Annotated in this window: 12 protein-coding genes; 1 reads left to right on the top strand and 11 read right to left on the bottom strand. The window is 64.6% G+C overall.

The annotated features are described in order from the left end of the window. Positions 1-11 precede the first annotated feature (11 nt). On the bottom strand, positions 12-1,016 hold the full coding sequence (gene ku / locus GCT19_RS11420) for a non-homologous end joining protein Ku (RefSeq protein ID WP_152851978.1): 1,005 nt from the start codon (positions 1,014-1,016) through the stop codon (positions 12-14). 200 nt (positions 1,017-1,216) lie between these two features. Next, on the bottom strand, positions 1,217-2,452 hold the full coding sequence (locus GCT19_RS11415) for a cytochrome P450 (RefSeq protein ID WP_152851976.1): 1,236 nt from the start codon (positions 2,450-2,452) through the stop codon (positions 1,217-1,219). Positions 2,453-2,687: 235 nt separating this feature from the next. Here GCT19_RS11415 and serB point away from each other — a divergent pair, with 235 nt between their 5' ends. Then, positions 2,688-3,527, top strand: a complete 840-nt coding sequence (serB, locus tag GCT19_RS11410; protein WP_018432049.1) for a phosphoserine phosphatase SerB — start codon at positions 2,688-2,690, stop codon at positions 3,525-3,527. Positions 3,528-3,601: 74 nt separating this feature from the next. Here serB and GCT19_RS44375 read toward each other — a convergent pair whose 3' ends face one another. The 9 genes from GCT19_RS44375 to phaR form a co-directional block, all read right to left on the bottom strand. Next, positions 3,602-3,733 carry a hypothetical protein gene (locus tag GCT19_RS44375; RefSeq protein ID WP_018432050.1) on the bottom strand — a complete coding sequence of 44 codons (132 nt, stop codon included), beginning with the start codon at positions 3,731-3,733 and terminating at the stop codon, positions 3,602-3,604. Between the two features lie 51 nt (positions 3,734-3,784). After that, positions 3,785-4,234, bottom strand: a complete 450-nt coding sequence (locus GCT19_RS43300; RefSeq protein ID WP_227749234.1) for a hypothetical protein — start codon at positions 4,232-4,234, stop codon at positions 3,785-3,787. A gap of 179 nt (positions 4,235-4,413) precedes the next feature. Further along, complete coding sequence (locus tag GCT19_RS11400) at positions 4,414-5,598, bottom strand: cystathionine beta-lyase (protein WP_152851975.1); 1,185 nt, start codon at positions 5,596-5,598, stop codon at positions 4,414-4,416. Between the two features lie 80 nt (positions 5,599-5,678). Then, on the bottom strand, positions 5,679-6,350 hold the full coding sequence (locus GCT19_RS11395) for a hypothetical protein (RefSeq protein ID WP_152851973.1): 672 nt from the start codon (positions 6,348-6,350) through the stop codon (positions 5,679-5,681). Between the two features lie 63 nt (positions 6,351-6,413). Then, entirely contained in the window at positions 6,414-7,598 is a 1,185-nt protein-coding gene (gene bktB / locus GCT19_RS11390) for a beta-ketothiolase BktB (protein WP_152851971.1), read from the bottom strand. Positions 7,599-7,683: 85 nt separating this feature from the next. Further along, positions 7,684-8,619 (bottom strand): sugar kinase, encoded by a 936-nt coding sequence (locus GCT19_RS11385; protein WP_152851969.1) that lies wholly within the window; start codon positions 8,617-8,619, stop codon positions 7,684-7,686. 3 nt (positions 8,620-8,622) lie between these two features. Continuing rightward, positions 8,623-10,017: a 30S ribosomal protein S12 methylthiotransferase RimO gene (gene rimO, locus GCT19_RS11380; RefSeq protein WP_152851968.1), complete on the bottom strand. Its 1,395-nt coding sequence runs from the start codon at positions 10,015-10,017 to the stop codon at positions 8,623-8,625. An 81-nt stretch (positions 10,018-10,098) separates the two neighbouring features. After that, positions 10,099-11,142: a tRNA dihydrouridine synthase gene (locus GCT19_RS11375; protein ID WP_152851966.1), complete on the bottom strand. Its 1,044-nt coding sequence runs from the start codon at positions 11,140-11,142 to the stop codon at positions 10,099-10,101. A gap of 430 nt (positions 11,143-11,572) precedes the next feature. After that, positions 11,573-12,190, bottom strand: coding sequence for a polyhydroxyalkanoate synthesis repressor PhaR (phaR, locus tag GCT19_RS11370; protein ID WP_018432058.1), 618 nt, complete (start codon positions 12,188-12,190; stop codon positions 11,573-11,575). Positions 12,191-12,259 lie beyond the last annotated feature (69 nt).

Genomic DNA, 12,259 nt, shown 5'->3' with positions numbered 1-12,259 from the left:
GGGCCGCGCGCTCAGGCCGCCGCGCGCCGTTTGCGCGAGGTGGCCGTGGTTTTCGACGTGGCGCGGGCACTGCTGCCGCTACCGCTGCGACTGCGCGCCGTGCTTGTCGCGCGAGCCTTTTTGCGCGCGGGTGCGGCTGGCTCTTCATCGGCCTCGCTATCGGTCTGATCTTCGTCCTCATCGGCGGCGCGCTTGCGGCTCGCGGCCGCCTGCTTGCCCTTGCCGCGGCCGAGGCTGCGCTTGAGCAGATCGGACAGGTCCAGAATGTCGGCGGATTTGCGCGACTCGTGCGGCGTTTCGACTTCGGTGACCTCCTCGGTCTTGCCCGCCTGGATCTTGCGCTCGACGAGCGCCATGATGTCGTCGCGAAACGTGTCGTGATACTGCATCGGGTCCCACGTCTCGCTCATATCGTCGATCAGCTTTTTCGCCATGTCGAGTTCTTTCGCCGATACGCCGGCGGCCTTCATGCCTTCGGGCGGCACCTTGAATTCGTCGAGGCCGCGCACCTCGTCGGCCCAGCGCAGCGTGTTCAGCGCGAGCATCGGGCCGAGCGGAATCAGCGCGGCCAGATGCTGCTTGTTGTGCAACACGACACTCGCGACGCCGATCTTGCCCGACGCCGTCATCGCCTCGCGCAACAACGCATAGACTTTTTCGCCCTTGCGGTCGGGCGTCAGGAAATATGGCGTGTCGAGATAAAGAAACGAGATATCGGTCGCGTCGACGAACGCGAGGATGTCGACCGTCTGCGTCGACTCGGGATTCGCCGAGCGGATTTCGTCGTCCGACAGTACGACGTAGTGATCCTTCTCGTATTCGAAGCCGCGCACGATGTTCTCGCGGGTCACGTCCTTGCCGGTGCGCTTGTTGATCTGCTTGTAGCCGATCGGGTCGATCGTGCGCTTGTCCAGCAGATTGAAGCCGACCTTCTCCGACTTCGTCGCCGGATAGAGCTGCACCGGTACGTGGACCAGCCCGAAACTGATTGCGCCCTTCCAGATCATGTGTGCCATCGCGCGCTCCCCTGTCCCAAGGCCCTGAGATATCAGGCGAAGCAGCAAGCGTGCCCGCGTTTTAGCGCGCCTTACGCTGCTGCCACGCTTAGAGCATCAGCTGGTCCGCTCGGCTGCGTGCTGTCATGAGGCTGTAAGTCTTGCGACGAAGCGGCAAAACCTACGGCTATCTTGTTGCGCGCGCTCTCCCGGAGGTCGCATCATGGCTCGAGCAGGAGCGGCACCGACGCAAACCCGCGGAACCGTACGCGCCCGCCCCGCGTCGGCTCGCCATCGACGCGATACGCCGGGAAGCGCTGTACGAAGCGCCCGATTGCAATCCGCGCCTCCAGTCGCGCCAGCGACAGGCCCGCGCATTGATGAATGCCGAACCCGAACGCGAGATGCCGGTTCGGGTCGCGGCGGATATCGAAGCGGTCCGGCTCGGCAAACTGCTCGGGATCGCGATTGGCCGCGCCGATGCACAGCGTGACCGGCGTGCCGCACGCGACCGCGACGCCGCCGATCTCGGTATCGACGGTGGTCATGCGATTGCCGAGCTGGTTCGAACTCTCGAAGCGCAAACACTCCTCGACCGCGGTGCCGATCAACTCCGGCTCGCGCAGCAGCGCGGCACGCTCGTCGGGCCATTGGCTCAGCGTGACGAGCCCGTTGCCGATCAGGTTGGTGGTCGTTTCGTGCCCCGCGTTCAAGATGAAAATGCAGTTCTGCAGCAGCTCGGCTTCCGATAGCTGCTCGTCTGGGCCCTCCCCTTGAATGAGGCGCGTCAGCACGTCGTGCTGCGGATCGCCCGGCTCGCGGCGACGTCGTGCGACGAGGCCGCGCAGATAGTCGACGAATTCGCTGACCGCGCGATTGCCGCGTTCGAACTGCGCGTCGGTCAGCGACGGTTCGAGCGCACCGAGTATCGCGAGCGACCAGTCGCGCAGTGGTGCTCGTTCATCGTGCGGTACGTCGAGCAGATTGCCGATGACCTCAACCGGAATCGCCGACGCGAACTCGCCGATCAGATCGATCCGCCCGCGCTGCGCGGCCGCATCGAGCAAGCCGTCGACGAGCCGGATCAACGCGGGCTCCATCGCCGCGATCGCACGCGCGGTCAACGCGCCCGCGATCAGCTTGCGCACCCGCGTGTGGCGCGGTGGATCGTTGAACACGAGGCTCGTGGTGTGATGCGCGTAGAGCGGCGAGTCGCCGTATTTCGGGCGGAATTCGACGGTCTTGTCGGAACTGAAAGTCTTCGGGTCGCGGTAGACCGCCTGCACGTCGCGAAAGCGCGTCAGGAACAGCGAGCCGTCGGGCATGCGCCGGATCGGCTCATAGGTGCGCAGTGCGCGATAGATCGGATAGGGATCGGCGTAGAACGCGGGGCTCAGATGACGCAGATCGAAGTCGCGGGCAAGGGAGGAAGCGTCGCTGGCGGTTGCCGGGGTCATGCGTTGTCTCCGTGGGCCGTCTTGTTGCGCCTATGGGTGGTGGGTGTTCGACCGTATTTGTTCGAGGACGACTGCACCACACGATTTGATGCGTCAGTATGAACCGCGCACTGCCAGAGCGCACGGCAAACCCGTCCGCTACAGCCGAGCGAGACGGCGCGACGCACGGAACCGATACAATAGCGGGATTTTCCGCGCGCCACGCGCCTCTTTCTTCCCGCGTCACTGGTCGTCCATGAACCTCGTCATTCAAAGCGTCGCCCCTCTTTCCGCCGACCACCACAAAACGCTCGTCGCGCTCGCGCGCGGCTCGCACGCCGCCGTCATCGACGAGAACGCGATTCGCATCGACGACGCAAACCTCACGCAACGCGCTGACATCGAAGCGTATTGCTACACGCATCAACTCGACTACGCGTTTGTCGAAGCCGGCCGCCAGTTGCGCGACTTCGGGCTCGTCGCGATGGACATGGATTCGACGCTGATCACGATCGAGTGCATCGACGAAATCGCCGATTTCTGCGGGCTCAAAGCCGAAGTCGCGGCGATCACCGAGGCTGCGATGCGCGGCGAGATCAAGGATTTCAACGAAAGCCTGACGCGCCGCGTCGCGTTGCTGAAGGGGCTCGACGCCAGCGCGCTCGAGCGCGTGTACGAAGAGCGGCTGCAGTTGTCGCCGGGCGCCGAACGCATGCTGGCCGGCGCGAAACAGGCGGGACTGAAAACGCTGCTCGTGTCGGGCGGCTTCACGTTCTTCACCGCCAAGCTGAAGGCGCGCCTCGGCCTCGATTTCACGCGGGCGAACACGCTTGAAATTATCGACGGCAAGCTGACTGGCAATGTGATTGGCGAGATCGTCAATGCCGACGTGAAAGCGCGCACGCTGCGCGAAACCTGCGCGGCGCTCGGCATCGAGCCGTCGCGCGCAATTGCGATGGGTGACGGCTCGAACGACCTGAAAATGATGGCCGAAGCGGGACTTTCCGTTGCATTCCGCGCGAAGCCGGTGGTGCGCGAAGCAGCCAGCGTGTCGTTCAATTTCGTTGGACTGGACGGATTGCTGCGATTGTTTTGAGGCTGGTGCTTCAGGGGTTCATTATCGCGTCGGCAAAACGACCGACGCGTTAGCGAGCCGCGCGAACCATGTTGTTATCTGTTGAAAATGGCCGGCAGGAACAGGGCGCACATGCCGATGGAAATCAGTATGTTGAAGATCAACACGCCCTTCATGATGCGATCGTGATTCTTGCCTATTTCCAACGACAGGATAAATTGTTTCATAAGCCCCTCCACAAGACAGAGGAAGTATAAGCGCTGCACTATCCTATAAAACTAATTGAGGTGAATGTGTAGGGTAGCGAATAGAAACGCCGCCAGGCAGATCGTGAAAATCGACGCGCCTATCGCCCCACGTGATGGCGCGCCAACTATGGACTTGGTGTGCCTGTCATCGAGCGCGGTGTCAAAGCTGTCCTGCCGCACCTTGAGCAAGCCCGCCATCACGGCTATCGAACAGGCGAACGCCAGCCCGCAAAACCCGACAATCCCCAGCGCAAGCATCGACGTCTCCCCAGTGCCCTGCTCCAATGCCATGACCGCTTCATAAATCGCGGCGGCACATAGTCCGATCGCACACCAGAACAGTTGCCCGTCTTTCACTGAAGCCGCAATCATCGTCCGGGCAACGCGCCAGCCATACGCGGGCGCCACGAGCGCAAGCGTAAAGATCGGCCCGACAATCGGCACCGCGAAATTCAGCAACAGCCAGAAGAAAAGATTCATCGAAGCCCCCTCCCGAGCGCGGCAACGTCATTCGGCAAGCACACGATCCTAGCGTCGCGAAGCGGTATCGAATATTCGGCCAAACGGTCAGGTCTGCTGGATACTCAGGGCAAAAAAAGCCCGCCGGGAACATATCCCGGCGGGTTTCTCGAACAACCTATCGAATAGGGCCTAGCGTATCAAGCCAGCTTAGCCAGGCTCTGCTCGATATCCGCGCGCAGATCGGCCTCGTCTTCGAGACCGATATAGAAACGCACCAGCGTGCCGCGGTGCGGCCACTGCGCCGCCGTGCGCATCGACGCGATGTCGTACGGCATCGCGAGGCTGTGCGCGCCGCCCCAGCTCCAGCCGAGCGAAAACAGTTCGAGCGACTCGCAGAATATGTCGATCTGCGCCGCGCTGTACCGCTCGTCGAACACGACCGAGAACAGGCCGCCCGCGCCGGTGAAATCGCGCTCGTACACCTCGTGCCCAGGACAGTCGGCGAGCGCCGGATGCAGCACCGCGACGATTTCCGGCCGGCTCTTCAACCACTCTGCGAGCGACAGCGCCGCGCGATCGTGCTGCGCAAACCGCAGTTGCATGCTCGGCAGGCTGCGCAGGATCAGCGAGCAGTCGTCCGAGGATACGCCGATGCCCATGCGCATACGCGCCGCCTTCAGCTTCACATGCACGTCGCGGTCGACCGTGATCGTCGCGCCCATCAGCACGTCGCCGCCGCCCGACTGATACTTGGTCAGCGCCTGCACCGAGATATCGACGCCGTGATCGAACGGCCGGAACGCGAGGCCCGCGGACCACGTGTTGTCGATCGCGGTGAAGACGTTGCGCGCGCGCGCCGCCGCCGTGATGGCCGGCACGTCGGGCACTTCCATCGTTACCGAGCCGGGTGCCTCGATCCAGATCAGGCGCGTGTTCGGCTGGATCAGATCGGCGATGCCCGCACCGATCAGCGGATCGTAGTAGCGCGCGGTGATGCCGAAATCGCGCGCGAGCCAGTCGCCGTGGTCGCGGTTCGGCGAATAGACGTTATCAGGGATCAGTACGTCGTCGCCGGCCTTCACGAGCCCGAAGTACACGTTCGAAATCGACGACAGCCCCGACGGCTGCAGCAGCGCATGATTGCCGCCTTCGATCGCGGCGAGGCGCTGCGCGAGCGCGATCTGCGTCGGCGTCGCATGCAGGCCGTAGCGCCATTGCGCGTCGTTTTTCCAATCGAGCGCGCGCATCGCTGCGAGATCGGGGAACACCACCGTCGACGCCCGCGTGACCGGCGTCGAGAACGATTCGAAGCCCGGCGTGATGTCGTCCTCGGCACGCACGATGCGGGTTTGCAGGCGGTGTTTGAGTTTGGATTCAGTCATGTAGAGCTCGATGAAAAACACAGGGAAGCGGGACTGAAGCAACGGCCGCCCCGCGCGATTCAGGGTGCCCGGCGCGCGCGTCAGTCGCCAGTTTGCAGGTTGCTGACGCCGCCCACCGGGTGCCCGCCGGCAGCGGGCGCCGGCGCGGGAGCCGCCGCTGCGCCGTCGCCCGCAGCCGGCTGCGGTGCCGGGGCGGCAGCAGCCTTGCCCGCCGCCGCGCCGGCCGAACTTGCCGCAGGTACCGCCTGCCCCGCCGCCAGCGGCTTCAGGTTGAATTCCTGCGGGTTCGAATCGTCGACGTTCATGCGGTCGCCTTCGAGCGAGCCATCCGCCGCGAACTTGCCGACCCAGTTGCCGGTGATATGCGTGCCGTCGTTCGACTCCTCGACTTCGAGGGTATCGCCGACGCGATCGCCGGCGATCAGGATCACCTCGCCGTTATCGGCGTATTGATATTCGCCGTGCACGCCGGAAGGATCGTCGGTCTTGGGCCCGAGCCGCAGCACGATCGGCCGCGCGCCGAGCGTGCCCACGTAGCGCGGAAACTTCGCGAACTCGGGGCTCGGTTTCAGCGGCAGCTGGATCGGCGGCGGCGCGGCCAGCTCCTTGACCGCATCGCTTTCCGCCCACGCCTGCGACGGCATCCACAGCACCGTGCCGGCACACAGCAGCGCGGCGGCGCTCGCCACCACGCCGGCGCGCTGACGCAACGTGCGCGTTGCCGAACCCTTCGTCACTTTCGCTTCCCGCATCCTGTCGATCCTTGTTGCTGGTTCCTGCTTGCTACCTGTGCCGGGCCGGCCTGCCCTACGCGATCACAGACGCTCGAAAACCGCCGCGATCCCCTGGCCGCCGCCGATGCACATCGTGACGAGCGCATAGCGCCCGCCGATGCGCTGCAGCTCGTACAGCGCCTTCACGGTGATCAACGCGCCGGTCGCACCGATCGGATGGCCGAGCGAAATGCCCGAGCCATTCGGATTAACCTTGGCCGGATCGAGACCGAGCTCCTTGCTGACCGCGCAGGCCTGCGCGGCGAATGCCTCGTTGGCCTCGATCACGTCGAGATCGGCGACCGTCAGACCCGCCCGCTCGAGCGCCTTGCGGCTCGCCGGCACCGGCCCAATTCCCATGTACGCCGGATCGACGCCCGCGTGCGCGTACGACACGAGCCGGGCCAACGGCTTCACGCCGCGCCGCTCGGCGACGCTACGCTCCATCAGCACGACGGCCGCGGCAGCGTCGTTGATGCCCGACGCGTTGCCCGCCGTCACCGTGCCGTTATCCTTCAGGAACACCGGCTTCAGCTTCGAGAAGTCTTCCGCTGTTGCGTTCAGCCGCGCGTGCTCGTCGGTGTCGAATACGACGTCGCCCTTCTTCGACGCGAGCGTGATCGGCAGAATCTGTTCCTTGAAGTAGCCGCTCGTGATCGCGTGGGCTGCGCGACGGTGCGATTCGAGCGCGAGCGAGTCCTGCGCGTCGCGCGAGATGTCGTACTTGCGCGCGACGTTCTCGGCGGTCACGCCCATGTGGATCGACTGGAACGGATCGTTGAGCGCGCCCACCATCATGTCGACCAGACGCGCATCGCCCATGCGCTGACCGAAGCGCGCGGCCGGCATCGAGTACGGCGCGCGACTCATGTTTTCAGCACCGCCGCCGATCGCGATATCGGCGTCGCCGAGCAGCACGCTTTGCGCAGCCGACACGATGGCCTGCAAGCCCGAGCCGCACAGCCGGTTCACGGTCAGCGCGGGGGTATGCTGCGCGACCCCGCCGTTGATCGCCGCGACGCGCGCGAGGTACATGTCTTTCGGCTCGGTGTGCACGACGTTGCCGAACACGACGTGCCCGACTTCATCGCCCGACACGCTCGCGCGTGCGAGCACTTCGCGCACGACGCGCGCGCCGAGATCGGTCGGGGCGAAGTCCTTCAGACTGCCGCCGAACGTGCCGATTGCCGTGCGCACACCGCTTACCACCACTACGTCCCGTTGCATCGCTTGCCCCTCCTGTTGTCTCCAGTTCGCCTGGATGATTGCGCCAACGCGGGCCATGCTGCGCCGCGCGCGGCTTGCGTAATGTCTAGCCTGCCAGCAACCTCTCGACGGTCTCGCGCGACGGAATCGGCGCGACCGCGCCATAACCTTGCGTCGACAGCGCGGCGGCGACGTTTGCGTAGCGCGCGGCGGCAAAGGGATCGTCGCCCGCGACGATGCGCGCGATGAATGCGCCGCCGAAGCAGTCGCCGGCGCCGGTCGCATCGACCGCGTTGACGACGTGGCCCGGCACGACGCACCGTTCGTTAGGCGTCGCGATATACGAGCCGTCCTTGCCGAGCTTCAGCGCGACCACGCTCGGCCCGTGCGACAGCAGAAAATCGACGATCTCGTCGCGACCGGTCAGCCCCGTCAGTTCGGTAACGTCGTCCCAGCTCGGCAGGCAGATGTCGGTCTGGCGGATCGCCTCGAGCATTACCGCGCGCGCCCGCGCGAGCGGCCACAGCTTCAGACGCAGATTGGTGTCGAAGCTCACGCGCACGCCATTCGCACGCGCATGCGCAATCGCTTCGAGCGCGGCGTCGCAGGCGCTGACGCTGATGGCGAGACTGATGCCGGACAGATGGACGACCTTCGCCGCCGCGAGCGCGTCGCGTGGCAGATCGGCGGGCGCATAGCGGCTCGCCGCCGAGCCCGCGCGCAGATAGTCGAACGCGTGGCCGTTGGGACCGTGAGACACGAAATAGACGCCGGTCGACGCTTGCGCATCGATGCGCACGAACGACGTGTCGACCTGCTCGCGCTCCCACAGATCGACCAGCAGACGTCCGAAATGATCGGCGCCGACCGCGGACACGAAGCCGGTTCTCGCACCCTGGCGCGCGGCCGCGATGCAGAAGTTCGACGTGTCGCCGCCGAAGCCTTGCAGGTAGTTCGGCTGATCCTTCGCCGACTGGTTGAATTCGATCATCGCCTCGCCGAGCGCGAGGATGTCCGGTGTTTGAGCCGCGCCGAGCGTCATCGCTTAGACCTCGCCCCACAGATCGTGACCGTCCGCGCCGGTGATCTTCACCGACACGAAATCGCCGACCTTGTAGCGCTTCGACGCTTTGGTGGACGGCGCGATGTAGACGACGCCGTCGATCTCCGGCGCATCCGCCGCCGTGCGACCGATGCCGCCGTCCGCGTTGATGTCGTCGACCAGCACTTTCAGCGTCTTGCCGACCTTCTTTGCGATGCGCTTCGCCGACACCTGCTCGGCCACTTCCATGAAGCGCGCGCGACGTTCCTCACGCACTTCGTCGGGCAGCGCGCCGTCGAGCTCATTCGCGCTCGCGCCTTCCACCGGCGAGTACGCGAAGCAGCCCACGCGATCGAGCTCCGCCTCGCGGATGAAGTCGAGCAGCGTCTCGAACTGCTCTTCGGTCTCGCCCGGGAAGCCGGCGATGAACGTGCTGCGGATCGTCAGATCCGGGCAGATCTCGCGCCATGCCTTCACGCGCTCCATCACCCTCTCGGCGTTGGCCGGGCGCTTCATGCGCTTGAGCACTTCCGGATGCGCGTGCTGGAACGGCACGTCGAGATACGGCAGCACGTGGCCCTTGTACGGACCCGCGGCCATCATCGGAATCACTTCGTCGACGCTCGGGTACGGATACACGTAATGCAGACGCACCCACGCGCCATATTGCGCGGCGAGTTCGCCGAGCGCGGCGACCAGATCCGTCATGCGCGTCTTGATCGGCTTGCCGTTCCAGAAACCGGTGCGGTATTTGACGTCGACGCCGTATGCGCTCGTGTCCTGCGAAATGACGAGCAGTTCTTTCACGCCGGACTTGAACAGGTTCTCCGCTTCGAGCATCACTTCTGCGACCGGGCGCGACACCAGATCGCCGCGCATCGACGGGATGATGCAGAACGTGCAGCGATGATTGCAGCCTTCGGAAATTTTCAGGTACGCGTAGTGGCGCGGCGTGAGCTTGACGCCCGCGGCGGGCACCAGATCGACGAACGGGTCGTGCGGCTTCGGCAGATGGCTGTGCACCGCCTGCATCACCTCCCCGACCGCGTGCGGGCCGGTCACCGCGAGCACCTTCGGATGCACTTCCTCGATCAGCCCCGACCCGCTCGCGCTCTTCTTCGCGCCGAGGCAACCGGTGACGATCACCTTGCCGTTTTCGTTCAGCGCTTCGCCGATCGCGTCGAGGCTTTCCTGCACGGCTTCGTCGATGAAGCCGCAGGTGTTGACGACCACGAGATCCGCGCCGTCATAGGTGCCGGAGATTTCGTAGCCTTCGGCGCGCAGCTGGGTGATGATCTGCTCGGAATCGACGAGGGCCTTGGGGCAGCCGAGGGAAACGAAGCCGACTTTCGGCGTGGCGCCCGGCGCGGCCGGAGCGTTCGAGGGGGTGGAAGACATGGGGAACCGCTTGAAGACGTTAAACCGTGAATTGTAGCGGTTCGCCACCGCCACCGCTCGTAAGTCTTTGAATTCTAGTCTTCAAACGGGGATCAGTTCGGCCGGATCGGGTTGATTCAGCTCGCTGTTTTCGGCGCCGGAAACGTGCTCACGCGTCGGGGCCGTCGCGCCTGCGGCCGCCAGCGTCTGGCCGATCACCGTAAGAATTTCGTCAGAGTCCTGCACTCGACGGATCGCCGCATGCAGCTCGGCCGCTTGCGGCCACGTCCGCTGCAGGTAGCTGAGCCACTGCTTGACGCGGCCGTGCTCATGAGTCAGCGAGCCGTGCGCCCGCAGCTTGTTCAGGTAGCCGACGATCGAACCCAGCACCTGCGGCCATTCGTCGGCCGACGGACACGGGTCCATGAGCCCGCGGATTCGCTGCGCGAGGAACGGGTCCGACACGGCGCCGCGCCCGATCATCACGTCCGCGCAGCCACTGACCGAGCGGCAGCGCTGCCAGTCCGCCACCGTCCAGACCTCGCCGTTCGCGATGACGGGCACATCGACGGCGTCGTCGATGCGCGCGACCCACTCCCAGTGCGCCGGCGGCCGGTAGCGGTCGTCGCGCGTGCGCGCATGCACGACGAGCGAGGCCGCGCCGCCGTCCACGAGCGCCTGCGCGCATTCGATCGCCCGCGACGTGTCGGACACGCCGAGGCGCATTTTTGCCGTGACCGCGATATCGGCCGGCACCGCGGCGCGCACGGCCGAGACGATCTGGTTCAGCAGCTCAGGGTTCGCGAGCAGCATCGCGCCGCCGCCATGCTGATTGACGACTTTGGCGGGACAGCCGAAGTTCAGGTCGATACCGTAGGGCGACAGCGTGGCCGCGTACGCAGCATTGCGCGCGATCCACTGTGGATCGCTGCCGAGCAGTTGAATCACCATCGGCGTGCCGCTGGCGGTCACGCTCGCGTGCAGGATCTCGGGCGCCTCGCGCTCATAGACGCGCGTGGGCAGCATCGAGCCCGTGATGCGGATGAACTCGGACACGCAGCCGTCGAAAGCGCCCGCGCTCGTCAGCACCTCGCGCAGCACGTAGTCCGCAAGCCCTTCCATTGGGGCGAGAAACAGCCGGTTCATGAGAATGGGGGTGAAACAGCGGATCAGCGAAGACTGATTCGTGCAGCCTTCGCAACGGAAGACGCTGACGCGATCAGGGAGACGGTCTCAAACATAGGAAGGGTCCAGCGGAAGGAAAACGGTAACGGCGCTAGCAGCGATGTGGCGGCAGTGGGACTGCTACGGACCTTGAACCGCGGCCGGAATCCGGTTCCGACGGAAAAGCGTCCCCACGCGCGGGCCGATATTGTAGCGCGTCGGAGGCTGGGCACTCCTGCAAGCCAGGAAGGGGATTGGCAACGGAGCAGCTGGATGCCAACGGTGCGCCGACGCCAATAACTGGCTCAGCCAAGTCGGGTGATCCCGTTGCTGCCATGAAGGTCGGCTTCGCGTCCGCGGGCCACCCCAAAGCCCTGGTCGAGCCGAGCGGACCTCGCCGCCATTCATCCCTTCACTTCTTCTCCGGCTCCGGATTGCCCTGCGGCGTAGCCGGCGCATTGCTCGCGTTGCTCGCATTGACCGCACCGCCCGGCGTGAACGGGAACGTGGCGAACATGGTCTTCGCCTGGTTCTGCATCTGCTCCTGCATTTGCACGAACATGTTCTTCGATTGCTCGATATAGCTGGTCATCATGCCCTGCATCATCGGCGCCTGCATGTTCATGAACTGCGACCAGACCTCGGGGTTCATCGCCTTGCCTTCATACAGATTCTTCGACTGGTCGGCGAGCTTCGCCTGAATGTCGATGAAGGCCTGGATGTTCTTTTCCAGATACGTGCCCATCATGCCCTGCATCGCATGACCGTAGAACCGGATGATCTGCGACAGCATCGACGACGAGAACATCGGCAGGCCGCCGCTCTCCTCTTCGAGAATGATCTGCAGCAGGATCGAACGCGTCAGGTCCTCGTTGCTTTTGGCATCGATCACCTTGAAATCTTCCTGATCGAGCACGAGCTGCTTCACGTCAGTCAGCGTGATGTAGGTGCTCGTCTCGGTGTCGTAGAGCCGACGATTTGGATATTTCTTGATCAGTCGTTCGGCCGTTTTCTTTGTAGTAGTAGTCATGTAACGCCTTTAAGCTCGAGTTAAGCAAACGCGGAAACGGCGTCCGGGCTGTGCAATAGCGTACATTGC

It is taken from the genome of Paraburkholderia atlantica (assembly GCF_009362785.1).
GTDB classification, from domain to species: Bacteria; Pseudomonadota; Gammaproteobacteria; order Burkholderiales; family Burkholderiaceae; genus Paraburkholderia; species Paraburkholderia atlantica.
This window is presented reverse-complemented; position numbering and strand designations above follow the sequence as displayed.